We start from the raw sequence: 23,935 nt of genomic DNA, 5'->3' as shown, positions 1-23,935 counted from the left end.
TCTTATTGGGTTCTTATTCGTAAATAGACTACCTGGCTGTTAGTTTTCACAGGTGGCGGCATCTGTTTAATTATGTAGCTTTAGGATGTGCGGCAGAGATTGCCGCGTTTATTTAATAAGGTGAATTTTATGAGCACGGATCGTGGAAAGTCATTTATAGCTTCGGTGTGGGTAGAAGGCGTGCCCGTAAGTTTTTCTAAAGTCGAAGATAGTCACGGAACACCTCGTAATAAAGAATGGAAATATATGTGCGCGAATTCTCACGCTGATGAGCCTGCGCAGATATATTTCAGGTATAGACATGATCACTATGTTTTATTTTTTAGGGGGGGTGGAGCAGCCGGTGCTGGGTGTATCGGCTCGGTCAGGGAGACATCAGGAACGACCCTGGGTGGCGCTTCTACACATGATTTCCTCTGTGGGGGGGAGCCGGATGATGATTCTATGTATGTTTATTTGCTCAACTCTGCTGGGGAGCATGTCACACTCGATCACCTTAGCCAAGATGAAGTAAAAGTGGGTATGCATTTCCATTTTCCGAAAACCTTTGCCAAGACTACTTATTCACTTTGTTTGAAGGAGAAAAAGAATGTTTTATCACAATGGTGGGCCCACCTAGTGGCCGTAGGCGCAGGTATAGTTCCAAGTAATCCAATTTTTACACTGAAAATTTTGGAGCGTAACGCCGCTTATTTAAGCCAACCCAATGAAGTATGAAGTCTTGGCAATTTTCACATAGCCCGAAGGGGTTAGTGGCCGTGGTGTTGCAGGAGCGAGTAAGACCAGATGTCCCCTCGCTCCTGCATTAGCAGTATCAGTGCGCAGCCGGCCCTACTTCACGCATCGGCTTGCCACGAACCGGCGCATCGCCTGCCACGTAGTAGTCGGCGGTGCTGCGCGGCAGTGGCTTGCGGCCACGGATCTTGTCGGCGATTTTTTCGGCGATCATGATCGTCGGCGCGTTCAGGTTACCGGTGGTGATGATCGGCATGATCGACGCATCGACTACACGCAGACCCTGCATGCCATGCACGCGGCCTTCGCCATCCACTACGGCCATCTCGTCGGTGCCCATCTTGCACGAGCAGGACGGGTGGAACGCTGTTTCGGCGTGCTCGCGGATGAACTTGTCGAGCTGCTCATCGGTTTGCACTTCAATACCCGGGCTGATTTCGCGGCCACGGTATTGATCCAGTGCCGGCTGCTGCATGATTTCACGGGTCAGGCGGATGCCATCGCGAAACTCCTGCCAGTCCTGCTCGGTGGCCATGTAGTTGAAGAGGATGCTCGGGTAGTCCCGTGGGTTCTTCGACTTCAGTTGCACGCGGCCACGGCTTGGCGAACGCATGGAGCCCATGTGTGCCTGGAAACCGTGCTCTTTCACACCGTTGCTGCCGTTGTAGTTAATCGCAACCGGCAGGAAGTGGTACTGGATGTTCGGCCATTCGAATTCCGGACGCGAACGGATAAAACCGCCGGCTTCGAACTGGTTGCTGGCGCCAATGCCAGTGCCGTTGAACAGCCACTCGGCACCGATGGCCGGCTGGTTGTACCAGAGCAGCGACGGGTACAGCGACACCGGCTGGGTGCACGCATATTGCAGGTACAGCTCAAGGTGATCCTGCAGGTTTTCGCCGACGCCCGGCAGGTCGTGGACCACCGGGATGTCGAGGCTTTCCAGCAGCTTGGCCGGGCCGACACCGGAGCGTTGCAACAACTGCGGCGAAGCGATTGCACCGCTGCACACCAATACTTCTTTACGCGCACGGGCTTCAACGCGCTCTTCGGCGGCGCCGATCAGGTAGCGCACGCCAACGGCACGCTTGCCTTCGAACAACACTTTGTCGGTAAGGGCATGGGTGACGATGGTCAGGGTCGAACGCTTTTTAGCCGTGTCCAGGTAACCGCGTGCGGTGCTGGCGCGACGGCCATTCGGCGTGACGGTACGGTCCATCGGGCCGAAGCCTTCTTGCTGGTAACCGTTCAAGTCTTCGGTCCGCGGGTAACCGGCTTGTACGCCGGCTTCGACCATGGCGTGGAACAACGGGTTGTTGCCCGCTTTCGGCGTAGTCACGCTGACCGGGCCTTCGCCACCGTGGTAGTCGTTCGGGCCAATATCGCGGGTTTCTGCCTTGCGGAAATACGGCAGGCAATCGAGGTACGTCCAGTCTTCCAGACCGGGCAGCTTCGACCAGTTGTCATAGTCCATGGCATTGCCACGGATATAGCACATGCCGTTGATCAGCGAAGAACCACCCAGGCCCTTGCCGCGCCCGCATTCCATCCGGCGGCCGTCCATGTGAGGCTCAGGATCGGTTTCGTAGGCCCAGTTGTAGCGGCGGCCTTGCAGCGGGAAAGCCAGGGCGGCGGGCATCTGGGTACGGAAGTCGAGGCGGTAGTCCGGGCCACCGGCCTCCAGCAGCAGGACGGTGACGCCTTCGTCTTCGGTCAGACGGGTCGCCAGGGTGTTACCGGCGGAGCCGGCACCCACAATGATGTAATCGTATTCTTGGGACATTGGATGCACCCTCTTTGAAGTCTAGTCAGGTCGGGCCTCATCGGGAGCAAGCCCCCTCCCACATTTGATCGGGTTCACACAGTCAAAGGTGGGAGGGGGCTTGCCCCCGATGGCGGCCTTACAGGCAATACAAGGCTCGGGTGTTAGAACACCGAGGCGTAATCGCCCAACTCAACCTGTACCGATTTGATGCGGGTGAAGTTGTTCAGCGAGCTGATCCCGTTCTCACGGCCCACACCGGATTGCTTGTAGCCACCGACCGGCATCTTGGCGTCGGACTCGCCCCAGGCGTTGATCCAGCAGATACCCGCTTCCAGTTGATGAATCACGCGGTGGGCGCGGTTCAGGTCCTTGGTCACCAGGCCGGCAGCCAGACCGAAGTCGGTGTCGTTGGCGCGACGGATCACTTCTTCTTCGGTCTCGTAGGTGAGGATGCTCATCACTGGGCCGAAGATTTCTTCACGCACGATGGTCATGTCATCGGTGCAGTCGGTGAACACGGTCGGGGCCACGAAGGCGCCTTTGGCGAAGTCGCCGTCGGTCAGGCGATCGCCGCCGCACAGCAGGCGGGCGCCTTCTTCCTTACCTTTGGCGATGTAGCCCAGCACGCTTTCCATGTGGGCGAAGCTGACGAGCGGGCCGAAGTTGGTGTTGTCGTCCTGCGGGTCGCCGACACGGATGCGCGCAACGCGCTCGACAATCTTGGCTTCAAACGCAGCTTGCAGATGCTTGGGCACGAACACACGAGTGCCGTTGGTGCAGACCTGGCCGGAGCTGTAGAAGTTGGCCATCATCGCGATGTCGGCGGCGCGATCCAGGTCGGCGTCTTCGAACACGATCAGTGGCGACTTGCCGCCCAGTTCCATGGTCACTTCCTTGAGCGACGAGCTCGAGGCGCTGGCCATGACTTTCTTGCCGGTGTCGGTGCCGCCGGTGAACGAGACTTTCTCGATGCGCGGGTGCTCGGTCAACCAGGTGCCGACTTCACGGCCGCTGCCGGTCAGTACGTTGAACACGCCAGCCGGAACGCCGGCTTCGGTGTAGATCTCGGCCAGTTTCAGGGTGGTCAGCGAGGTGACTTCGCTTGGCTTGAAGATCATCGCGTTGCCTGCGGCCAGGGCCGGGGCGGATTTCCACAGGGCGATCTGGATCGGGTAGTTCCACGCGCCGATACCGGCGACTACACCCAGCGGCTCGCGGCGAGTGTAGACGAAGGAGGTGTCGCGCAGCGGGATCTGCTCGCCTTCGATGGCTGGCACCAGGCCTGCGTAGTATTCCAGCACGTCGGCGCCGGTGACGATGTCGACGTACTTGGTTTCGGAGAAGGCTTTACCGGTGTCCAGTGTTTCCAGGGCGGCCAGTTCATCGTTGCGCTCGCGCAGGATGTCGACAGCACGACGCAGGATGCGCGAACGCTCCATGGCGGTCATGGCAGCCCAGATTTTCTGGCCCTTTTCAGCGCTGACCACGGCACGCTCGACGTCTTCTTTCGTGGCGCGTTGCACTTGGGCGAGAACTTCACCGTTAGCCGGGTTGATGGCTTCGAAGGTGGCATCGCTGCCAGCGTCGCTGTAGCCGCCGTCAATGTAGAGTTTTTGCAGGTCGAAACGGGCCATAAAGTCCTCGCAAGTGCATAAGTGGTTGGCGTTACCCGCCGTACAGTGGGCCATGGAGTTGTGGCAACACTGAGCGGCGGACGTTCAGGGGTTGAGCGTTTATAAGTGCTCTAACTCACCTGCTTGGCCAATTGGAAATCCATGTATTCGTAAGCGATCCGTTGCGCTTGCTCCGTGTCGAAAGCGTCTCCCGACAGGGCGCCGCGCAACCACAAACCGTCGATCAAAGCCGCCAGGCCGCGGGCTGCGCTGCGTGCCTCGGGTAACGGCATCGCACGGCGGAACTGGCAACACAGGTTGGAATACAGACGGTGATCGTTGATCCGCTGCAACCTGTGTAATGACGGGTGGTGCATGCTGGTGGCCCAGAAGGCCAGCCAGGTTTTCATTGCCGGGCCATTGACCTGGCTGGCGTCGAAGTTGCCTTCGATGATCACCTGAAGGTGTGCCCGTGGGCTGTCTTCCTTCAAGGCACGCCTGCGTTCGTGGACGTTCTCGATCAACGCATTCATCAGGTAGCGCATGGTCGCTGCGATCAGGCCGTTCTTGTCCTGAAAGTAGTGACTGATGATGCCGTTCGAGACGCCGGCCAGCCGCGCAATCAGCGCAATGCTGGCATCTCCCATTCCGACCTGATCGATGGCCGTCAAGGTGGCTTCGATCAACTGCTGGCGGCGTATGGGTTGCATACCGACCTTGGGCATGTAGCACCTCTCCTTAGGCCTGCCGATGGGCGATCCACGTCCGTCGGCTTGAGGGCCAGTCTATTTTGTTTTGATTGAACGTTCAATCAACAAAGAATAAGATCTGCGACAAATGGTCGCTGCCTACAGATATTTCCTACCTGCGAGCTGCAACCTCTGACACCTGCAAAAACCCTTGAAACAGGCCACTTCAGAGCCTGATCACCGCTTCGGCGGGCTCAAGAATTTTCGGGGTGTCTTTATAACACCCGTCCGTCGACTGCCGAAAAATCGATGTTCCGGGATAACCGTTGCCTTGTGTTTCTCTCTCGCACTGCCTGGAGCATCTGCGCCATGAGTTCTGCCTCTCTTATAAAGACCCCGCCGGAAAAGGTCCGGGTCAACGGTTGGGTGTTCTACACCTCCACCGCGCTGATTCTGATATTGACCGCCATTCTGATCATCGCCCCGCAGGAGGCCGGGCGCCTGCTCGGCGTAGCCCAGGCGTGGCTGTCGAAAAGCTTCGGCTGGTACTACATGGTGGTCATCGCCGCCTACCTGGTGTTTGTGGTCGGCCTGGCGTTTTCGTCCTACGGGAAATTGAAACTGGGTAGTAAGGACGACACCCCGGACTTCAGCTACGGCGCCTGGGCCGGCATGTTGTTCTCGTCGGGCATCGGCATTTCGCTGTTGTATTTCGGTGCGTCCGAGCCGCTGGACCACTACTTCAACCCGCCCGAAGGCGCAGCGGCCAGCAATGGCGCGGCACGCCAGGCGCTGCAACTGACCTTTCTGCACTGGGGCCTGCACGGCTGGGCGATCTATGCCCTGGTCGGTTTGGCCGTGGCGTACTTTGCCTACCGCCATAACCAGCCGCTGGCCTTGCGTTCGGCGCTGTACCCATTGGTGGGCGAGCGTTGGGTGAAGGGCGCGGCCGGCCATGCGGTAGACGGTTTCGGCATGTTCGTCACCTTGCTGGGGCTGGTGACCAACCTGGGTATCGGCTCGATGCAGGTGTCGTCGGGGCTGGAAAACCTGTTCGGCATGGAGCACAGCAACACTAACTTGCTGATCGTGATCATCGTGATGAGCACCGTAGCGACCATCGCTGCTGTATCGGGCGTGGAGAACGGCATTCGCCGCCTGTCCAACCTCAACATCGTGCTGTTCAGCGGCTTGCTGATTTTTGTGCTGCTGTTCGGCCCGACCCTGCACCTGCTCAACGGCCTGGTGCAGAACACCGGCGATTACCTCAACGGCATCATTCTGAAAACCTTCGACCTGTATGTGTACGAAGGCGACGCTGCCAAGACCGAGCGCTGGATGGGCCTGTGGACCCTGTTCTACTGGGCCTGGTGGATTTCCTGGGCGCCATTTGTGGGCATGTTCATCGCACGTATTTCCCGCGGTCGTACCGTGCGTGAGCTGGTAGCTGGCGTGTTGCTGATCCCGCTGGGCTTTACCTTGGCGTGGCTGTCGATCTTCGGTAACTCGGCCCTGGACCTGGTGTTGAACCACGGGGCGGTGGAGTTGGGCAAGACGGCTCTGGAGCAGCCGTCGATGGCCATCTACCAACTGCTTGAGCATTACCCGGCATCGAAAATTGTCATCGGCGTATCGATCTTCGTGGGCTTTGTGTTGTTCCTGACCCCGGCGGATTCCGGCGCGGTGATGATGGCCAACCTGTCCTGCAAAGGCGGCAATGTGGACGAAGATGCGCCGCACTGGTTGCGGATCTTCTGGTCGGCGGTCATTACGCTGGTGACGATCGGCCTGTTGTTTGCCGGCAACTTCGAAGCCATGCAAACCATGGTAGTGCTGGCAGGGCTGCCGTTCTCGGTGGTGCTGATCTTCTTTATGTTCGGTTTGCACAAGGCGATGCGCCAGGACGTGGCCATCGAACAGGAGCAGGCGCAACTGGCTGAACGCGGGCGTCGTGGGTTCAGCGAGCGCTTGACGGCGCTGGACCTGCAACCGAGCCAGGCCACCGTGCAACGCTTTATGGACAAGCACGTAACGCCGGCGCTGGAAGAAGCGGCGGTTGCGCTGCGTGAGCAAGGTTTGGAAGTGCAGACACTGCTGGGCAAATCCAAGCGCTGCATTGGTGTGCGTATCGAGATGGAAGAGGGCAACCCGTTTGTCTACGAAGTGAGCCTGGATGCTTACTCGTCGGCGCCGGCTGACTTGCCTGAAGAAGAGCGCACCCGTTATTACCGTGCCGAGGTGTACCTGCACAACGGGCCTCAGGAATACGACCTGATGGGCTTCACCCAGGAACAGATCACCCGGGATGTGCTCGATCAGTTTGAAAGCCATCGGCAGCTCCTTGGCCGTGTCTATAGCTGATAGTCGAAGCCTGGTGGTGCTTTGAATGTGGGAGGGGGCTTGCTCCCGATGGCGGTGTATCAGTAACAGATGTACTTACTGACACACTGCATCGGGGGCAAGCCCCCTCCCACATTTTGCTTTGCAGTGTTTGCTAGCCCAGGTTCTTGCCTAAGAGGGCATGGTAGAGCTCACTGTCACCCAAGATCCCCACCACCTTGTTGTTGTCATGCAGCACCAGTTTGTTCCCCGTCTGGTAGCGAATCTGCAACGCATCGCGCATACCGATGTTGGAGTCCACCAGCGTCGGCACCCGGCCCAGACCTTCCACCGCTTGCCCTGGCGCCCAATTCTGCAGGTTCATCGCCACGCCATTCTGGCGTGCGCCCTGGATGGTGTTGCCTTCGGCCAGGTCCAGCCACGAGTCACCACCCGGATCAAGGCACACCGAACCGTTCACGCGCTTGCAGTTGTCCAGCGTGCGCATCAGGCTGCGTCCGCACAGCACGTTCAGTGGGTTGGTGTGGGCGACGAAGGTGCGCACATAGTCGTCCGCCGGGTTCAGCACGATCTCTTCCGGCACGCTGTACTGGATGATCTTGCCGTCTTTCATGATCGCGATACGGCTGCCCAGTTTCAGCGCTTCATCCAGGTCGTGGCTGACGAACACGATGGTCTTGCTCAACTTGCGTTGCAGCTCCAGCAGCTCATCCTGCAAACCTTGGCGAATCAGCGGGTCGAGGGCCGAGAAGGGTTCGTCCATCAGCAGGATATCGGCGTCCATCGCCAGGGCGCGGGCCAGGCCGACGCGTTGCTGCATACCGCCGGACAGCTCGTCGGGCTTCTTGTTGCGCCATTGGCTCAGGCCCACCAGTTCAAGCTTTTCATCCACCAGCGTGCGCCGTTCCTTCTCCGGACGGCCCTGCATTTCCAGGCCGAAGCTGATGTTCTCGCGCACCGTCAGCCAAGGCATCAGGGCGAACTTCTGAAACACCATGGCGATGCGTTTGGTGCGCATCATTTTCAACTCGGCGGGGGTGCAGGAGGCGATGTCGATCTGGCGACCTTCATGCTCTACAAACAGTTGGCCACGGCTGACGGTGTTGAGGCCGTTGATGCAGCGCAGCAGGCTCGACTTGCCGGAACCCGACAAGCCCATCAGCACACAGATCTCGCCTTTCTCGATATCCAGGCTGGCCTTTTCAACGCCGACAATCTGCCCGGTCTTCTTCAGGATTTCGTTACGGCTCATGCCCTGGTCCAGCAGCTTGAGCGCTTCGCGTGGGTCTTTGGAAAAGATCACGTCGACATTGTCGAATCGGATAATGCTCATGCATCACCCCCTACTTTAGCGTCGGGTTGTTTGCAGATACGGTCGAGCATGATGGCCAGCAAGACGATCGCCAGCCCCGCTTCAAAGCCCAGGGCGATGTCAGCGGTGTTCAGTGCGTTGACCACCGGCTTGCCGAGGCCGTCGGCACCCACCAGGGCGGCGATCACCACCATCGACAACGACAGCATGATGCATTGGGTAATGCCGGCGGCGATGCTCGGCATGGCGTGGGGCAACTCGATGCGCGAGAGTAACTGGCGGCGCGAGCAGCCAAAGGCTTTACCGGCGTCCATCAGCTCTTGCGGCACATCGCGGATACCCAGGTAGGTCAGGCGGATCGGCGCGGCAATCGCGAACACCACCGTGGAAATCAGCCCGGGCACCACACCCAGCCCGAAGAGGGTCAGGGTAGGGATGAGGTAGACGAAGGTCGGTACGGTCTGCATCAGATCGAGCACCGGCCGCATCATGGTGTAGAACATCGGCTTGTGCGCGGCAACAATACCCAGCGGCACGCCGATGACCACGCAGACCAGGGTGGCGAACAGCACCTGCGCGAGGGTTTCCATGGTTTCCTGCCAGTACCCCAGGTTGAGGATCAGCAGGAAGGAGGCAATGACAAACACCGTCAGGCCCCATTTGCGTTGAATAAAGTGAGCCAGCAGCGCAATCAGACCGATCAATGCCAGCGGATTGAACCAGGTCAGCGCAAACGTCACGCCGTGGATCATCGTTTCCAGTGTCGATGCGATTGCGTCGAAATAGTTGGCACCGTGTTGGGTCAACCAGTCGACGAAGGCAGCGATGTACTGGCCTAGAGGGATTTTCTGTTCAGTCAGCATGGTAGTGAATGTCCACATGCGAAGGGGAAAACATCCCGGGCCAGCGCACCGGCCCGGGGTCAGCGGGTGCTATTTGGCGAGGTAAGCTTTGACGGCATCGAGCCCTGGTTTGCCATCGACGGTGGTGACACCGGCGAGCCAGGTGTCGAGCACTTGCGGGTTCTTCTGCAGCCAGGCCTTGGCGGCGGCGTCGGCCTTCATCTTGTCGTCCAGGACGTTACCCATCAGGGTGCTTTCCATGTCCAGCGTGAACACCAGGTTTTTCAGCAACTGGCCGACGTTGCTGCATTCCTGGGTGTAGCCCTTGCGGGTGTTGGTGTAGATGGTGGCCTGGCCGTAGTTGGGGCCGAACGAATCGTCGCCGCCGGTCAGGTACTTCATCTTGAAGCGGGTGTTCATCGGGTGCGGTTCCCAGCCGAGGAACACAATGGCCTGGTTGCGCTTGGAGGCGCGTTCAACCTGGGAGAGCATCCCGGCTTCGCTGGACTCGACCACCTTGAAGCCGGCGGTCTTGAGGCCGAAGGCGTCTTTGTCGATCAGTGTCTGGATAGTGCGGTTGCCGTCGTTGCCCGGCTCGATGCCGTAGATCTTGCCGCCCAGCTCATCCTTGAATTTGGCGATATCGGCGAAGTCTTTCAGGCCCTTGTCGTACAGCGCCTGTGGGACTGCCAGGGTGTACTTGGCGTTTTCCAGGTTGGCGCGCACGGTTTCCACGGTGCCGGCATCACGGTACTGCTTGATGTCGTTTTCCATGGTCGGCATCCAGTTGCCGAGGAAGATGTCCATGTTCTTGCCGTCGGCCAGGGACTTGTAGGTCACCGGTACCGAAATCATCGTGGTGCGCGGTTTGTAGCCCAGGCCCTTGAGGATTTCGCTGGTGGTCGCGGTGGTGACGGTGATGTCGGTCCAGCCGACATCGGAGAAGTTGACGGTCTTGCACTGTTCCGGTTCTGCGGCGTGTGCCATGACGGGCAGACTCAGCATGGCGGCCAACAACAACGAGGGTGAACCTTTCATCGGGGTAGACTCCTGTGTCTTTTCTGGCGGCATTCGCCGCGCTTTATAAGTGTTGCGGTTGGAGCGTGCGAGAACAGCTCTGGCGCGGTGCCTTGCAAACGAGTCGAGACTGATCATGTACCAGTGAAAATCTGACGCCTACAGGGGGCGTCGTATCCAGTACAGGGAGGGTCGCATCCAGTACCGATGACGTCGCTTACAGCTTTTTCCCAAGGTAAAACTGCTGTTTTTACCCATCTGCACCGCAAAAAACGGCCAAAACAGGCGTTCGCACGCGAGCGACGCTGGTGAGCATGGATGCGTCGGTGTGAGACGCCGTGGCGAGCAACAAAAGCTTGATGATGCCGCCATCTGGGCGATCTGAGCGTAGCACCTCGTTCAAGCCCGGCCCGCGCTTATCGAGGAGTTACACGTTAATGGCTATCAGCGTTTTCGACCTGTTCAAGATCGGCATCGGGCCTTCGAGTTCTCACACCGTGGGCCCCATGCGCGCCGCGGCGTTGTTCGTGCAGGCGTTGCGTGAGCGTGAACTGTTGGAACGGGTTCGGCGTGTCGAAGTGCAACTGTACGGCTCGTTGTCTGCCACTGGCATCGGCCATGGCAGTGACACCGCAACCATCATGGGCCTGATGGGCGAGTGGCCGGACGCAATCGACCCCTCGCAAATCGGCGTACGCATTCAAACCTTGCGTGAAACCGACACCCTGTTGCTGGACAGCCGCTTGCCGGTGCCATTTGTGTGGGCGCGGGACATGCGCTTGCTCGACGAGAACCTGCCGTTCCACCCCAACGCCATGACCCTGGTGGTATGGGGCGATGACGGCGAACTGCATCGCGATACCTACTATTCGGTCGGCGGTGGCTTTGTGGTGGATGAGGCCCAGGCCCAAAGCGGCGTGGCCGATATGGATCGCACCGAATTGCCTTACGATTTTTCCAGTGCGGTGGAGCTGTTGCAGTTGTGCAAGACCCACAACCTGCGCGTCGCCGAACTGATGCTGGCGAACGAAAAGACTTGGCGCTGCGAAGAAGAAATCCGCAGCGGCCTGATGAAACTCTGGCGCGCCATGCAGGATTGCGTGGAGCAGGGCCTCAAGCACGAAGGCATCCTGCCTGGCGGTCTCAATGTGCGCCGTCGCGCCGCCAAGTTGCATCGCAGTTTGCAAGAGCTGGGCAAACCCAATGTGATCGGCTCGACCTTGAGCGCCATGGAGTGGGTCAACCTGTTCGCCCTTGCGGTCAACGAAGAAAACGCCGCCGGTGGGCGCATGGTGACGGCGCCCACCAATGGCGCGGCGGGGATCATCCCGGCAGTGCTGCACTACTTCATGAAGTTCAGTGAGGAGGTCACCGAAGCCAACGTGGTCGACTATATGCTCGGCGCGGCGGCGGTAGGTATCTTGTGTAAGAAGAACGCTTCGATCTCCGGTGCTGAAGTCGGCTGTCAGGGTGAAGTAGGCTCGGCTTGCGCGATGGCCGCAGCTGGCTTGGCGGAGATTCTAGGTGCCACGCCGGAGCAGGTGTGCAACGCCGCTGAAATCGGCCTGGAACATAACCTCGGCCTGACCTGCGACCCGGTCGGCGGCCTGGTACAGGTGCCGTGTATCGAGCGCAATGCGATTGCGGCGGTGAAGGCCATCAACGCGGCGCAAATGGCCCTGCGCGGCGACGGCCAGCACTTTATCTCCCTGGACCGGGTGATCCGCACCATGCGTGATACCGGGGCCGATATGCATGACAAGTACAAAGAGACATCACGCGGTGGGTTGGCGGTGAGTGCGGTTGAGTGCTGAGACCCAGTCGCCTGCATCGGGGCTTGCCCCCTCCCACACTTGATTTGTGAACACCTTCAAAATGTGGGAGGGGGCTTGCCCCCGATAGCAATAGTGCAGACACAATTGCTCATAAAGTGAACACCAGATCAAAAAACGCCACCTTTTAGCGCGTCGCAAACAGATAAGTAGCTACCAAACGATTTCCCTCTCGTCACCTGCGCATTGTGCTTTGGGTGACAGACATGTCCTACGCCCGCAAAGCGCCTTCCCACAAGTGCTACCGATTTGCTCACACGCTTTGAGTAGCACCCTTCTCACGTCATATCCCGCACCCCACGCGCGGGCTTATATAGACGCATCAATAGGTCGTTTTCAGGAGTTATTGAATAGCCATTCAATTTTCGGCATGGCATTTGCTCTGTCAATTCAAAGCCTCTCTCCCCTCGCAGGGGATGAGCGCAATAACAAGAGCCTCGCCTGAGGCCATCACCCGCTTTGTGTGAGGAGATACCGCGATGACGTCGTTCAACTCCGGGGCCCAACCCCAGAACCGTGCGCCTCAATCCATCGGCTTTTTGCTGCTGGACAATTTCACGCTGATTTCACTGGCGTCGGCCGTGGAACCCCTGCGCATGGCCAACCAGTTGTCCGGCCGCGAGCTGTACCGCTGGACAACCCTGAGCGTGGACGGCAACCAGGTATGGGCCAGCGACGGCCTGCAAATCACCCCGGACGCCTCCATGCACAAAGCGCCGGCGCTGGACACGGTCATCGTCTGTGGCGGCGTGGGTATCCAGCGCACGGTCACCCGTGAGCATGTGTCGTGGCTGCAAAGCCAGGCGCGTCAATCCCGTCGCCTGGGTGCCGTGTGTACCGGCAGCTGGGCCCTGGCTTGCGCGGGTTTGCTCGACGGTTTTGATTGCAGCGTGCATTGGGAATGCCTGGCGTCGATGCAGGAAGCCTTCCCGCGCGTCGCGATGAGCACGCGTCTGTTCACGCTCGACCGCAACCGCTTCACCAGCTCCGGCGGCACTGCGCCGTTGGACATGATGCTGCACCTGATCAGCCGCGACCACGGCCGTGAATTGTCGGCTGCCATCTCCGAGATGTTCGTCTACGAACGCATCCGCAACGAACAGGATCACCAGCGCGTGCCGCTCAAGCACATGCTCGGCACCAACCAGCCGAAGCTGCAGGAAATCGTCGCGCTCATGGAAGCCAACCTGGAAGAGCCGATCGACCTGGATGAACTGGCGGTGTATGTCGCCGTGTCGCGCCGCCAGTTGGAGCGGCTGTTCCAGAAATACCTGCACTGCTCGCCGTCGCGTTATTACCTCAAGCTGCGCCTGATCCGTGCGCGGCAGTTGCTCAAGCAAACACCGATGTCGATCATCGAAGTGGCGTCGGTGTGCGGGTTCGTGTCCACGCCGCACTTCTCCAAGTGCTACCGCGAATACTTCGGCATACCGCCACGCGATGAACGTGTCGGCTCCAACACTACCCAGCAAGTGGCGATGATGCCGATTCCGCAGGCACTGGTGTTGTCACCGTTGTCGGGGCCGATGTCGGCGTTGAGCCAGGCCAGGAACGAGTCGACGTTTGCCAGTGTAAGGCTCTAAACCGAGTCGTCTGCATCGCAGGCAAGCCAGCTCCCACCTTGGAATGCGTTCTCCTGTGGGAGCTGGCTTGCCTGCGATAGCGGTATTTTCAGGCGCCGGAGTTCTGTTTGAATTGCATCAGCGCCGGCAACAACTGCTTGTCGATCGCCTGGCGTACCGCCGGCAAAATCGTCGCACTGCCGCTGTACATCTTTTCAACCATGCCCTTGAGCGCCTTGGCCCGCGCCTCGCTCAAACCGCGCACCGCACATTCACACGCCTGCTCGGCGGTGGTTCCGCTGGATACTTCAAAACCCAGCGAGCGCAGTTGGCTCAGCAGGTCATCCTGGTCAATCAAATCCGCGTGCATCATGACGTTTATCCTGGTGTAGGGAACAGGGATTGACCTGGATTCTGGTTGGCCCCCGCTGGGTGGGCAAGAGCAGAATCGAGCAATGGCTTGGATGGCTATGAACAGGTCGTTTTCGGGTCACTTGGCAATACGGTTAATAGGCACACTGATCCCAGGCACGCAGCTTGACGGTTTGGTCACCCTCCAGATGCACAGCTCACACAAGGCCCCTCTGCCCCGATCCAGTCACGGCTGGCCCGGGGCTTTTTTTGCCGGTAAACCGATGACACGGCCAAGCAGGGCGGGCCTTGGCAGCTCGGCCTGTGCAGCGCTGATCGCGGCGAGCCGTTGCAGCGTGGCCTCGGTGAACGGCGTAGCCTGCGGCCCCGCCAGATCGACGTGCAGCAGCATCTGTTCATTACCGGCTAGTTCCTTGTCATCGCCCACCCGGTGCAGGCTGTGATACAGGTGCAGGCGCTTGGCGTCATGGGCGATCAGTTGGGTGTGCACTTCAACCTCGGCGCCCAGTTTCACTTCGTGCAGGTAGTTCAGATGCAGCTCCAGGGTGAACAATGAGTGGCCGCTGGCTTCACGGTTGTCGCTGTCCAGGCCCAGGGTGTCCATCAGCGCGTCGGTGGCGTAGCTGAAGATCAGCAGGTAGAACGCGTCGCGCAGGTGGCCGTTGTAGTCCACCCAGTCGGGAAGGACTCGGGTGGTATAGGTGGTCAATGCGGGCATTATCGGTTCCCTTTATTCGGCGAAGGTCATGCCGTGCCGGGCCTTGGTGGTTTTCACCGCCTCAAGCACTGCCAACAGGCAATCATCACGATAGCGCTCCAGCGCCGAAATGCTGTGTTGGCCTAACTGATCGCTAGTGCCATCGACGACGTCGTCAATCAGCTTGTCGGTCAGCTCCGGTGCTGGCAGGTAGGTCCATGGTAACTGCAACGCCGGGCCGAATTGCGCCATGAAGTGCCGCATACCGGCATCACCGCCTGCCAGGGTGTAGGTGAGGAAGGTACCCATGAACGACCAGCGCAAGCCGGCGCCAAAGCGAATCGCGTCATCGATTTCGCCGGTGGTGGCCACGCCGTCATTGACCAGGTGCAGCGCCTCGCGCCACAACGCTTCGAGCAGCCGGTCGGCAATAAAACCGGGCACTTCCTTGCGCACATGCAGCGGGCGCATTCCGAGGGATTCATACACCTTGATGGCCGCCTGGATCGCTTCAGGCGCAGTGCGCTTGCCGCCCACCACCTCCACCAAGGGCAGCAGGTAAACCGGGTTGAACGGGTGGCCGACCACGCAGCGTTCCGGGTGGGTCGAACCTTCATAGAATTCGCTTGGCAACAGCCCGGACGTGCTCGAACCGATCAACGCATTTGGCTTGGCCGCCGCGCTGATCTGGCTGTGTAACTGCAGCTTGAGCTCCAGGCGTTCCGGGGCGCTTTCCTGAATGAAGTCGGCGTCCTTGACGCACTCCTCGATGGTGCTGACAAAGCGCAGCCGATCCTGGGAGGCACCCGGTGCCAGGCCTTGTTTTTCCAGCGCACCCCAAGCATTGGCGACGCGTTTGCGCAAGGCTGCTTCGGCACCGGGGGCAGGGTCCCAGGCGACCACATCCAGGCCGTGGGCGAGGGCACGGGATACCCAACCGCTGCCGATAACACCGCTGCCCAAGGCAGCGAAGGTTTTGATGTCAGTGATAAAGCTCATTGGCACATTCCTAAAGAGTTCGGGGATCCCCTCCCACATTTTTAACCGCGTTTGGTCAGGCCCATCTTGATTCGGCCCTCGGCCGGGGTCATGACCCGCGCACCCAGCCGGCTGAGGATTTCACGGGCGCGTTCCACCAACTGGCCGTTGGTGGCGAGCACGCCTTTGTCCAGCCACAGGTTGTCTTCCAGGCCCACCCGTACATTGCCGCCCAGCAGCACCGCTTGCGCGGCCATCGGCATTTGCATGCGACCAATCCCGAACCCTGCCCACACCGCGTCGGCGGGCAGGTTGTCGACCATGGCTTTCATGGTGGTGGTGTCGGCCGGCGCGCCCCAGGGAATGCCCAGGCACAGTTGGAACAGCGGGTTATCGAGCAGCCCTTCCTTGATCATCTGCTTGGCGAACCACAGGTGGCCGGTGTCGAAAATTTCCAGCTCGGCCTTTACGCCCAGGGCCTGGATACGCTTTGCGCCGGCCCGCAGTTGCGCCGGGGTGGATACGTAAATGGTGTCGCCGTCGCCGAAGTTGAGGGTGCCGCAGTCCAGGGTGCAGATCTCCGGCAGCAGCTCCTCCACATGCGCCAGGCGGGTCAGTGGGCCGACCAGGTCAGTGTTGGGGCCGAAGTCCATCGGGTTCTCGCCGCCACCGATTTCCAGATCGCCGCCCATGCCGGCGGTGAGGTTGACGATGATGTCGATGTCGGCCTCGCGGATGCGTTCCATCACTTCACGGTACAGGGCTACATCGCGGCTGAATTTGCCGGTGTGCGGGTCGCGCACATGGCAGTGCACCACGGTGGCGCCGGCCTTGGCGGCTTCTACTGCGGCGGCGGCAATTTGTTTGGGGGTGACCGGCACGTGCGGGCTTCTGGCGGTCGTGTCGCCAGCACCGGTGAGTGCGCAGGTGATGATGACGTCGTGGTTCATGAGGCGGTTCCTTACAGGCGTGGTGGTGCCGTTCGCGGTCGCAAGTGGCCGCGAAACGGTGATTCGGAGAAGGTTATTTGCTGGTGAGTTTCAGGTTGGCGGCCGCGGGTTTGCCATCGAACGTGGTCACGCCCTCCAGCCAGCGCTGCTGGTCTTGAGGGTGATCCTTGAGCCACTGCCTGGCGGATTCCAGGGCATCCTTGTGATCGAGCAGCGGCTGCATCATGCGGCTCTCGTCGGCGGCGGTGAACGTCAGGTTGGTCAGCAGCGTGTGCACGTTGGGGCACTGCTCGGCGTAGGTTGGCGACGTGACGGTCCATACGCTGGCCCGGCCTTCGTTCGGCCCCAGGGCGTCTTCGCTGCCGGTGAGGTAGGTCATCGCCACATTCACGTTCATCGGGTGCGGCGCCCAACCAAAGAACACCACGGCTTCCTTGCGGCGCACGGCGCGGTCCACGGCGGCCAACATGCCGGCTTCGCTGGACTCCACCAGTTGGAACTTGCCCAGGCCAAACTGGTTCTTGGCAATCATCGCCTTGATCTGGGTATTGGCACCCGAGCCAGGCTCGATGCCGTAGATCTTGCCACCCAGCTCTTTCTGGAACCTGGCGATGTCAGCGAAGGTCTTCAGGCCCTTGTCCGCCAGATAAGTCGGCACCGCCAGGGTGGCGCGCGCGTCTTCCAGGCTGGGTTTATCCAGGACCTTGACCTGCCCGGCCTCGACAAACGGCGTGATGGTCTGGGTCATCAGCGGGTTCCAGTAGCCCAGGAACAGGTCCAGGCGTTGGTCGCGGATACCGGCGAAGATGATTTGCTGGGAGGCGCTGGTCTGTTTGGTCTTGTAGCCGAGGCCGTCGAGCAGCACTTGAGTCATGGCGCTGGTGGCGATCACGTCGGTCCAGTTCACCACGCCCATGCGTACGTTCTGGCATGAAGCGGCATCCGCTGCCATGGCGTTAGTGCTCAAAACGGCGCTGGCGCTGAGTGCAAGTACGCAACGGCGGATCAGTCGGTTCATGGTGGGTCCCTCGGCAGGTCGTTATTGTGGGGGCCGGTGTCTTTGTGCACCGTGACGCCACGTTACGCAGCTTGGCGAACCACAAAGCGCACGACGGCGACCGGCTCTTGCACTGCAGCGACCTGTCCCCTTGAATCCGTGCATGAACGGGAGTATCACAGTGCCACGCTGCCCGCCCCACGAGAGCGCCACCATGTCCCAGGATTTCTACTTCTTGCTGATGCCGGGTTTTTCGGCCATCGGTTTTATCTCGGCCTTGGAACCGTTACGGGTCGCCAACCGCTTTCGTGGCGAGTTGTACCGCTGGCACATATTGAGTGCAGATGGCGGTGCGGTGCTGGCGAGCAACGGTATGTCGGTCAACGCCGACGCCGCGCTGGAGCCGCTGGAAAAAGGCGCCACATTATTAGTGGTGGCCGGTTTCGAGCCTTTGCAATGCTCCACCCCGGCGCTGGAGCATTGGCTGCGTCGCCTCGATCACGACGGCGTGACCTTGGGCGCCATCGACACCGGCGCCTGTGTGCTGGCCGAAGCGGGGCTGCTCGATGGCCACCGCCTGACCCTGCACTGGGAAGCCATCGACGCCTTCAAGGAAGCCTATCCGCAGTTGAGCGTGACTCAGGAACTGTTCGAGATCGACCGTCGCCGCATTACCTGCGCCGGCGGCACCGCGTCCATCGACTTGATGCTCGATCTGATCGCCCAGGCCCACGGCTCGGAACTGGCGGTCCAGGTCTCGGAGCAATTCGTGCTCGGCCGTATACGCCCACGCAAAGACCACCAGCGCATGCAGATCGCCACGCGCTACGGCATCAACAACAAGAAACTGGTGCACGTGATCGGCGAAATGGAGCAACACACCGAACCGCCCTTGAGCACCCTGGCCCTGGCCAACGCGATCAAGGTCACCCGGCGTCAATTGGAGCGCCTGTTTCGTCTGCATCTGAACGACACCCCGAGCAACTTCTATCTCGGCCTGCGCCTGGAGAAAGCCCGGAAACTGCTGCGCCAGAGCGACATGAGTGTGCTGGAAGTGAGCATTGCGTGTGGGTTTGAGTCGCCGTCCTATTTCACCCGCAGCTATCGCGCCAGGTTTGCCAAGTGTCCTAGGGAGGATCGGCGACGGGAGGTGGTTTGACGGACAATTATAGTCAATTATACTCTTCGCTATAATTTATAGTCCTTTCCATAATTGAGTATAAAACCATGTCCACGCACAGCGGCTTTGTGTTTCGCCGCCCCACCCTGGCAAGCAGTATTGCCGATGGCCTGGTGGGGGCAGGTATTCAGGATTTCACCTCTGGCCTGTTTCTCGCGGCGCCCCGACGCACGGGAAAAAGCACTTTTCTGCGCGAAGACCTGATTCCGGAATGTCAGCTCCGGGGCTGGCTGGCGGTGTATGTCGACCTGTGGGCCAACAAGGAAAAAGACCCCGCCGAGCTGATCGCGAGTGCCATTGCGGGGGCGTTGGTGCCGTTTGAAAAGGGCATTCGCAAACTGGCAAAGAACATTGGCATCGAGAAACTAAGCTTTCTGCGTACGCTTTCCTGGGACTTTACCAAGCCACAATTGCCTGTCGGTGCGACGCTGACCCAAGCGTTGGAATTGCTCCATAGGGCTGCAGGAAAACCCGTTGTGCTGGTGATTGACGAAGCACAGCACGCATTAACCACCAAATCAGGTATCAATGCGATGTTCGCGTTGAAGGCTGCCCGGGATCAGCTCAACCAAGGCCGTGACGAGGAGGGCAGCGGTTTGCGCCTGGTGTTTACCGGATCCAATCGCGACAAACTCGCCCATTTGGTATTGGGTAAAAGCCAGCCATTCTTCGGTTCCAGCATCACGCCGTTTCCGCTGCTGGGCAAAGAGTTCACCCAGGCCTACACCGTGCACCTCAACGCGCACCTGGCCAAGAACAACCAATTCAACGCGGCTGATATTGATGAGGCGTTTGAGCGGGTAGGTCGGCGTCCCGAGATGTTGCGCACGATCATCGGTGAAGTCGCATTGGAACTGGGCGAGGCGAGCAATCTGGGCCAACTGCTGCACAGTCGTGCAGAACTGCTGCGCGCGGGTGTATGGACCGAGTTCGAAAGCGCCTGGAACGCCCTGACCATCCCTCAGCGCGCCGTGCTGGAGGTGATGGTGGAGCGTTCTCAAAACAACGAACCCTTCGCGCCATTCACCGATAGCACCCTCACGGCTGTCAGCAAGGCGCTGGAAAAGATGGGTAGCGACGTGGTGCCGGGTACCCAGACCATCCAGGCCTGCATCGATGCCCTGCGCGACAAGGAACTGGTGTGGAAGTCGAGCCGAGGCGGCTATGCCCTGGAGGACAAAACCTTCGGTGACTGGCTGCAACACAAGAGCCCTGCACCGCGCTAAAAGGCCGGCTCCTAAAGAGAGCGGGTGTGGCTTATTTCTTTACCAGGGCCGAGCATGCCGCCTTGTAGGCTTCATGCTGGTACTTGTTCAGCGTCGCGGGCAGATCAAAGGTGTGCTTCTTGTTCTGTGCATTGATGGTCTGCGGCGACAGCAGCGTCACCTCCACCCCGTCCAGCAACTGAAACACCCCTTCAATCTTGAACGTCGTCGGGCCGCCGGCAAACTCGCCTTTTTTGCTGCGCTTCTTGATCGCGATACGGGTAATGGCGTTCGCCTGCACGAAGGCCTTTACTTGGGCGGCGAAGGCTTTGACGTTGGCCGCTTCATCGTCGTCATCAAGGGCGATTTTCTTGGTGGCCAGGGCGATGTGGGTCAGTGCCTGGTTGTCCAGAGCGGCGAGGGCGATGATGGCTTCGCTGCCTTTGATTTCGATGCCGCAGATGATCATGACGTTGCCTTGAGCGGATAAAGAGGGCGTGAATGGTAGCAGCCCGGGCCTGGTTCGCGGTGTAGACCGTTCGTCAGAGACTGTGCCGAACCTGTCAGATCTGACAGTAGCTCCTGATGCTGGATCTCAACTAGATTCAAGGCTGGAGCCCGTGCGCGGTTCCATGCTTTCGGATGGAGTGGGTTAGCAATGAATATACGCAAGGAAATTCGAACACTGAGCGGGCCTGAACGACTAGCGTTTACCAATACTCTGTTGGCCCTCAAGCGCAATGGCGGATATGACAAGTATGTGCATTGGCACCACGCAGTGATGGTGCCTACGGTTCATCCCGATGAACCCCAAGACCCCGACTATCGTAACGGGGCTCACTTGGGGCCGGCCTTTTTGCCGTGGCACCGTGAGATGTTGTTGCAGTTGGAGGCCGACCTGCAATCGATTACGCCTGGCATCACGATACCTTACTGGGATTGGACGTTGGATGCGGCCGACCCGACGAACTCACCGGTGTGGGAGCAAAGCTTGATGGGTGGTGACGGTGACACTACCGATGAGTCCAGGGTGCAAGATGGGCCCTTTGCACACCGTTACGGCAATTGGCCCGTGCCTGCGTACCCTGAAGACGACCTGCCGGGCCCGGGCCTGAAGCGACAATTCTCGCAATGGGTCACCTCGCTGCCTACGGCTGACGACGTGAAGATGGCAATGAATGAAGGTTTGTATGACGAGCCTAATTACAACGCCAGCCCGTTCAACCGAGGCTTCAGGAACCGACTTGAAGGATGGATCACCCAGAAGGGCGACCCGCAAGTCAGCACACCGGGCTCGCAGTTGCACAACCGAGTCCATCTGTGGATCGGCGGCAACATGTTGGCAATGACGTCCCCCGAGGATCCGGTGTTTTTTCTGCATCACTGCTTTATCGACAAGATCTGGGCCGACTGGCAGGCGCAAATGAAGCTGGATAAGCCTGATCTGGCGCCTCATTACTGCCCAATGCAAGGTGGTCCGGCCGGGCACAATTACGATGATGTGATCAAACCCTGGCAGCGTCGTATCCGCGACGTGATGGACATCACCACCCTGGGTTATGCCTACGAACCAGGCGTGCCGCTGACCAAGAGGCCGTTCAAGTCACCTTTCATGGCTTGAATGGGGCAAGGCCCTTCCCGCGTCTCAGCCGTGTGGAAGGGCGTTTACTCCTGCCCAATCGACTCCAAAAACTCCGACCGCTCATCACTCATCCGCGCCAGGCAATCATTCTGCGCAATCGCATACTCCTTGCTGCCATTGACCGCCGGGAAGGTGTCCACCGCGCAATCGGCATCGCGCAGTTTTTCCCATTTCTGCTGGGCGTCCTTCAGACGGGCGGTAATGTCGGCCAGTTTGGTCTTGTCGCTGCCGTAGGTTGAAGCCATGCGCTCCAGCAGGCCCTGATAGTTATCCTTGAGCAATTGCTCGGCGGTGGTTTTGTTGTAGGCGGCGCAGGCCAGGGTCTGTTTGTCGTTTTCGATGCCGTCGCACGGCGTGCTGTCGGTGTCTTCGGCTGCGTGAACGCCGGTTGCGATGAGTGCCAAAGCCAGGAAAATCGATTTCATTGCGCCGTCTCATATCACGTGATGCGCAATTCTGGCTCAAGCGTAAGACAAAGAACAGCCGCCCGTCAGGCATGTCTACAGAGCCTTTGTCGTGGATTGACGCTTTCGGCAATTCCCCTGTCGTTTTTGCACCCGGCTCGGGTTGTCCCTGGGCATATGCTGGCCCCAAAGCGCCGGCAGACGATTCGGCGCATGAATCGCCAATAAGGGGACGCCTGATGAGCCCAGCCGAGTTGCACGCCGACAGCATCGTTATCGACGGTCTGATTATTGCCAAGTGGAACCGCGACCTGTTCGAAGACATGCGCAAAGGCGGCCTCACCGCCGCCAACTGCACGGTGTCGGTGTGGGAAGGCTTCCAGGCCACGATCAATAACATCGTCGCCAGCCAGACCCTGATCCGCGAGAACAGTGACCTGGTGATCCCGGTGAAAACCACCGCCGACATCCGCCGTGCCAAGGAACAGGGCAAGACCGGCATCATCTTCGGCTTCCAGAATGCCCATGCGTTTGAAGACCAGCTCGGCTATGTCGAGATCTTCAAGCAGCTCGGCGTTGGCGTGGTGCAGATGTGCTACAACACCCAGAACCTGGTGGGCACCGGCTGCTACGAGCGCGACGGCGGGTTGTCGGGCTTCGGGCGCGAAATCGTCGCCGAGATGAACCGTGTCGGCATTATGTGCGACCTGTCTCACGTCGGTTCCAAGACCAGCGAAGAAGTCATCCTCGAATCGAAAAAGCCGGTGTGCTATTCCCACTGCCTGCCGTCCGGGCTCAAGGAACACCCGCGCAACAAGTCCGATGAAGAACTCAAGTTCATCGCCGACCACGGTGGGTTTGTCGGCGTGACCATGTTCGCGCCGTTCCTGGCCAAGGGCATCGATTCGACCATCGACGACTACGCCGAAGCCATCGAATACACCATGAATATCGTCGGCGAAGACGCCATCGGCATTGGCACCGACTTCACCCAGGGGCATGGTCAGGATTTCTTTGAAATGCTTACCCATGACAAGGGCTACGCCCGCCGCCTGACCAGCTTCGGCAAGATCATCAACCCGCTGGGCATCCGCACCGTGGGTGAATTCCCCAACCTCACCGAGACCCTGCTCAAGCGTGGCCACCCCGAGCGCGTGGTACGCAAGATCATGGGCGAGAACTGGGTCAACGTCTTGAAGGACGTCTGGGGCGAATAAGCCAGACACCTACCGGCAACACCACAACGAATTTTTCTGGAGTTAAGTTTCCATGGCCAAGATCGCCCCGCAATTGCCAATCGAAGTCGACAGCGAAACCGGTGTCTGGACCTCCGACGCCCTGCCCATGCTGTACGTGCCGCGCCATTTCTTCGTCAACAACCACATGGGTATCGAAGAAGTGCTGGGCGCTGATGCCTACGCCGAGATCCTCTACAAGGCCGGCTACAAATCCGCCTGGCACTGGTGTGAGAAAGAAGCCGAGTGCCACGGCCTGGAAGGCGTCGCGGTGTTCGAACACTACATGAAGCGCCTGTCGCAACGCGGCTGGGGCCTGTTCAAGATCCAGGACATCGACCTGGATAAAGGCACCGCCAGCGTCAAGCTTGAGCACTCGGCGTTCGTCTACGTGTACGGCAAGGTCGGCCGCAAAGTCGACTACATGTTCACCGGCTGGTTTGCCGGTGCCATGGACCAGATTCTTGAGGCCCGTGGCAGCAAGATCCGCACTGTCGCCGAACAAGTCTACGGAGGCTCCGAAGCGGGCCACGACGATGGCCTGTTCACCGTCAAACCGTTGTAAGCC

At 59.5% G+C, this 23,935-nt stretch carries 22 protein-coding genes; 9 read left to right on the top strand and 13 right to left on the bottom strand.

Annotation, left to right across the window (positions count from 1 at the left end; all coding sequences use genetic code 11):
* Nucleotides 1-129: 129 nt before the first annotated feature.
* The gene (locus tag FW800_RS18990; RefSeq protein WP_146097895.1) at nucleotides 130-717 is read left to right on the top strand and encodes a hypothetical protein; all 588 of its coding nucleotides are present in this window, start codon (nucleotides 130-132) and stop codon (nucleotides 715-717) included.
* Nucleotides 718-814: 97 nt separating this feature from the next.
* Here the strand turns inward: FW800_RS18990 and betA are convergent, their stop codons facing one another.
* The 3 genes from betA to betI all read right to left on the bottom strand — a co-directional run bounded on the left by betA (nucleotide 815) and on the right by betI (nucleotide 4,838).
* On the bottom strand, nucleotides 815-2,518 hold the full coding sequence (gene betA, locus FW800_RS18985; RefSeq protein WP_032879035.1) for a choline dehydrogenase: 1,704 nt from the start codon (nucleotides 2,516-2,518) through the stop codon (nucleotides 815-817).
* A gap of 143 nt (nucleotides 2,519-2,661) precedes the next feature.
* Nucleotides 2,662-4,134, bottom strand: coding sequence for a betaine-aldehyde dehydrogenase (betB, locus tag FW800_RS18980; RefSeq protein ID WP_032879038.1), 1,473 nt, complete (start codon nucleotides 4,132-4,134; stop codon nucleotides 2,662-2,664).
* A gap of 110 nt (nucleotides 4,135-4,244) precedes the next feature.
* Complete coding sequence (gene betI, locus FW800_RS18975) at nucleotides 4,245-4,838, bottom strand: transcriptional regulator BetI (RefSeq protein WP_032879040.1); 594 nt, start codon at nucleotides 4,836-4,838, stop codon at nucleotides 4,245-4,247.
* A 390-nt stretch (nucleotides 4,839-5,228) separates the two neighbouring features.
* Between betI and FW800_RS18970 the strand changes: the two genes are divergently transcribed.
* Nucleotides 5,229-7,163, top strand: a complete 1,935-nt coding sequence (locus FW800_RS18970) for a BCCT family transporter (protein WP_446438270.1) — start codon at nucleotides 5,229-5,231, stop codon at nucleotides 7,161-7,163.
* A gap of 133 nt (nucleotides 7,164-7,296) precedes the next feature.
* On the opposite strand, the gene choV is transcribed toward FW800_RS18970, so the two are convergent.
* The 3 genes from choV to FW800_RS18955 all read right to left on the bottom strand — a co-directional run bounded on the left by choV (nucleotide 7,297) and on the right by FW800_RS18955 (nucleotide 10,334).
* Nucleotides 7,297-8,475, bottom strand: coding sequence for a choline ABC transporter ATP-binding protein (choV, locus tag FW800_RS18965; protein WP_005792170.1), 1,179 nt, complete (start codon nucleotides 8,473-8,475; stop codon nucleotides 7,297-7,299).
* Complete coding sequence (choW, locus tag FW800_RS18960; RefSeq protein ID WP_003194913.1) at nucleotides 8,472-9,317, bottom strand: choline ABC transporter permease subunit; 846 nt, start codon at nucleotides 9,315-9,317, stop codon at nucleotides 8,472-8,474. Before choW ends, choV begins: the two co-directional genes overlap by 4 nt.
* A gap of 69 nt (nucleotides 9,318-9,386) precedes the next feature.
* On the bottom strand, nucleotides 9,387-10,334 hold the full coding sequence (locus FW800_RS18955) for a choline ABC transporter substrate-binding protein (protein WP_032879044.1): 948 nt from the start codon (nucleotides 10,332-10,334) through the stop codon (nucleotides 9,387-9,389).
* 416 nt (nucleotides 10,335-10,750) lie between these two features.
* Here FW800_RS18955 and FW800_RS18950 point away from each other — a divergent pair, with 416 nt between their 5' ends.
* Nucleotides 10,751-12,127 carry an L-serine ammonia-lyase gene (locus FW800_RS18950; RefSeq protein ID WP_446438230.1) on the top strand — a complete coding sequence of 459 codons (1,377 nt, stop codon included), beginning with the start codon at nucleotides 10,751-10,753 and terminating at the stop codon, nucleotides 12,125-12,127.
* 497 nt (nucleotides 12,128-12,624) lie between these two features.
* Nucleotides 12,625-13,728, top strand: coding sequence for a choline metabolism transcriptional regulator GbdR (gbdR, locus tag FW800_RS18945; protein WP_005792167.1), 1,104 nt, complete (start codon nucleotides 12,625-12,627; stop codon nucleotides 13,726-13,728).
* Nucleotides 13,729-13,816: 88 nt separating this feature from the next.
* On the opposite strand, the gene FW800_RS18940 is transcribed toward gbdR, so the two are convergent.
* The 5 genes from FW800_RS18940 to FW800_RS18920 all read right to left on the bottom strand — a co-directional run bounded on the left by FW800_RS18940 (nucleotide 13,817) and on the right by FW800_RS18920 (nucleotide 17,722).
* Complete coding sequence (locus FW800_RS18940) at nucleotides 13,817-14,080, bottom strand: hypothetical protein (RefSeq protein ID WP_032879047.1); 264 nt, start codon at nucleotides 14,078-14,080, stop codon at nucleotides 13,817-13,819.
* Nucleotides 14,081-14,305: 225 nt separating this feature from the next.
* Nucleotides 14,306-14,797 (bottom strand): thioesterase family protein, encoded by a 492-nt coding sequence (locus FW800_RS18935; protein WP_446438229.1) that lies wholly within the window; start codon nucleotides 14,795-14,797, stop codon nucleotides 14,306-14,308.
* 12 nt (nucleotides 14,798-14,809) lie between these two features.
* Nucleotides 14,810-15,775: an L-carnitine dehydrogenase gene (locus FW800_RS18930; RefSeq protein WP_194439448.1), complete on the bottom strand. Its 966-nt coding sequence runs from the start codon at nucleotides 15,773-15,775 to the stop codon at nucleotides 14,810-14,812.
* 41 nt (nucleotides 15,776-15,816) lie between these two features.
* Nucleotides 15,817-16,704 carry a 3-keto-5-aminohexanoate cleavage protein gene (locus FW800_RS18925; RefSeq protein ID WP_078822523.1) on the bottom strand — a complete coding sequence of 296 codons (888 nt, stop codon included), beginning with the start codon at nucleotides 16,702-16,704 and terminating at the stop codon, nucleotides 15,817-15,819.
* A 73-nt stretch (nucleotides 16,705-16,777) separates the two neighbouring features.
* A complete protein-coding gene (locus FW800_RS18920; protein ID WP_032879054.1) occupies nucleotides 16,778-17,722 on the bottom strand; it encodes a choline ABC transporter substrate-binding protein in 945 nt (314 codons plus the stop codon).
* A gap of 193 nt (nucleotides 17,723-17,915) precedes the next feature.
* On the opposite strand from FW800_RS18920, the gene FW800_RS18915 reads away from it, so the two are divergent.
* On the top strand, nucleotides 17,916-18,860 hold the full coding sequence (locus tag FW800_RS18915) for a GlxA family transcriptional regulator (RefSeq protein ID WP_446438228.1): 945 nt from the start codon (nucleotides 17,916-17,918) through the stop codon (nucleotides 18,858-18,860).
* 68 nt (nucleotides 18,861-18,928) lie between these two features.
* The gene (locus tag FW800_RS18910) at nucleotides 18,929-20,107 is read left to right on the top strand and encodes an AAA family ATPase (protein ID WP_446438227.1); all 1,179 of its coding nucleotides are present in this window, start codon (nucleotides 18,929-18,931) and stop codon (nucleotides 20,105-20,107) included.
* Between the two features lie 31 nt (nucleotides 20,108-20,138).
* On the opposite strand, the gene FW800_RS18905 is transcribed toward FW800_RS18910, so the two are convergent.
* Nucleotides 20,139-20,555: a DUF3010 family protein gene (locus FW800_RS18905; protein WP_446438226.1), complete on the bottom strand. Its 417-nt coding sequence runs from the start codon at nucleotides 20,553-20,555 to the stop codon at nucleotides 20,139-20,141.
* Between the two features lie 189 nt (nucleotides 20,556-20,744).
* On the opposite strand from FW800_RS18905, the gene FW800_RS18900 reads away from it, so the two are divergent.
* Nucleotides 20,745-21,707: a tyrosinase family protein gene (locus tag FW800_RS18900; RefSeq protein WP_446438225.1), complete on the top strand. Its 963-nt coding sequence runs from the start codon at nucleotides 20,745-20,747 to the stop codon at nucleotides 21,705-21,707.
* A gap of 44 nt (nucleotides 21,708-21,751) precedes the next feature.
* Here FW800_RS18900 and FW800_RS18895 read toward each other — a convergent pair whose 3' ends face one another.
* Complete coding sequence (locus FW800_RS18895; RefSeq protein ID WP_005792155.1) at nucleotides 21,752-22,153, bottom strand: lysozyme inhibitor LprI family protein; 402 nt, start codon at nucleotides 22,151-22,153, stop codon at nucleotides 21,752-21,754.
* 218 nt (nucleotides 22,154-22,371) lie between these two features.
* Here FW800_RS18895 and FW800_RS18890 point away from each other — a divergent pair, with 218 nt between their 5' ends.
* Together FW800_RS18890 and FW800_RS18885 are read left to right on the top strand one after the other, a co-directional pair.
* Complete coding sequence (locus FW800_RS18890) at nucleotides 22,372-23,349, top strand: dipeptidase (RefSeq protein ID WP_005792153.1); 978 nt, start codon at nucleotides 22,372-22,374, stop codon at nucleotides 23,347-23,349.
* 52 nt (nucleotides 23,350-23,401) lie between these two features.
* The gene (locus tag FW800_RS18885; RefSeq protein ID WP_446438224.1) at nucleotides 23,402-23,932 is read left to right on the top strand and encodes a DUF5943 domain-containing protein; all 531 of its coding nucleotides are present in this window, start codon (nucleotides 23,402-23,404) and stop codon (nucleotides 23,930-23,932) included.
* The last annotated feature ends 3 nt before the right edge of the window (nucleotides 23,933-23,935 follow it).

This window comes from Pseudomonas sp. 910_23 (genome assembly GCF_052850795.1).
This window is presented reverse-complemented; position numbering and strand designations above follow the sequence as displayed.

Excerpts from the sequence above, each read along its gene's own strand:
- FW800_RS18990 (WP_146097895.1), top strand. The coding sequence starts at position 130 with ATGAGCACGGATCGTGGAAAGTCATTTATAGCTTCGGTGTGGGTAGAA.
- betA (WP_032879035.1), bottom strand. The coding sequence starts at position 2,518 with ATGTCCCAAGAATACGATTACATCATTGTGGGTGCCGGCTCCGCCGGT.
- betB (WP_032879038.1), bottom strand. The coding sequence starts at position 4,134 with ATGGCCCGTTTCGACCTGCAAAAACTCTACATTGACGGCGGCTACAGC.
- betI (WP_032879040.1), bottom strand. The coding sequence starts at position 4,838 with ATGCCCAAGGTCGGTATGCAACCCATACGCCGCCAGCAGTTGATCGAA.
- choV (WP_005792170.1), bottom strand. The coding sequence starts at position 8,475 with ATGAGCATTATCCGATTCGACAATGTCGACGTGATCTTTTCCAAAGAC.
- choW (WP_003194913.1), bottom strand. The coding sequence starts at position 9,317 with ATGCTGACTGAACAGAAAATCCCTCTAGGCCAGTACATCGCTGCCTTC.
- FW800_RS18955 (WP_032879044.1), bottom strand. The coding sequence starts at position 10,334 with ATGAAAGGTTCACCCTCGTTGTTGTTGGCCGCCATGCTGAGTCTGCCC.
- FW800_RS18950 (WP_446438230.1), top strand. The coding sequence starts at position 10,751 with ATGGCTATCAGCGTTTTCGACCTGTTCAAGATCGGCATCGGGCCTTCG.
- gbdR (WP_005792167.1), top strand. The coding sequence starts at position 12,625 with ATGACGTCGTTCAACTCCGGGGCCCAACCCCAGAACCGTGCGCCTCAA.
- FW800_RS18940 (WP_032879047.1), bottom strand. The coding sequence starts at position 14,080 with ATGATGCACGCGGATTTGATTGACCAGGATGACCTGCTGAGCCAACTG.
- FW800_RS18935 (WP_446438229.1), bottom strand. The coding sequence starts at position 14,797 with ATGCCCGCATTGACCACCTATACCACCCGAGTCCTTCCCGACTGGGTG.
- FW800_RS18930 (WP_194439448.1), bottom strand. The coding sequence starts at position 15,775 with ATGAGCTTTATCACTGACATCAAAACCTTCGCTGCCTTGGGCAGCGGT.
- FW800_RS18925 (WP_078822523.1), bottom strand. The coding sequence starts at position 16,704 with ATGAACCACGACGTCATCATCACCTGCGCACTCACCGGTGCTGGCGAC.
- FW800_RS18920 (WP_032879054.1), bottom strand. The coding sequence starts at position 17,722 with ATGAACCGACTGATCCGCCGTTGCGTACTTGCACTCAGCGCCAGCGCC.
- FW800_RS18915 (WP_446438228.1), top strand. The coding sequence starts at position 17,916 with ATGTCCCAGGATTTCTACTTCTTGCTGATGCCGGGTTTTTCGGCCATC.
- FW800_RS18910 (WP_446438227.1), top strand. The coding sequence starts at position 18,929 with ATGTCCACGCACAGCGGCTTTGTGTTTCGCCGCCCCACCCTGGCAAGC.
- FW800_RS18905 (WP_446438226.1), bottom strand. The coding sequence starts at position 20,555 with ATGATCATCTGCGGCATCGAAATCAAAGGCAGCGAAGCCATCATCGCC.
- FW800_RS18900 (WP_446438225.1), top strand. The coding sequence starts at position 20,745 with ATGAATATACGCAAGGAAATTCGAACACTGAGCGGGCCTGAACGACTA.
- FW800_RS18895 (WP_005792155.1), bottom strand. The coding sequence starts at position 22,153 with ATGAAATCGATTTTCCTGGCTTTGGCACTCATCGCAACCGGCGTTCAC.
- FW800_RS18890 (WP_005792153.1), top strand. The coding sequence starts at position 22,372 with ATGAGCCCAGCCGAGTTGCACGCCGACAGCATCGTTATCGACGGTCTG.
- FW800_RS18885 (WP_446438224.1), top strand. The coding sequence starts at position 23,402 with ATGGCCAAGATCGCCCCGCAATTGCCAATCGAAGTCGACAGCGAAACC.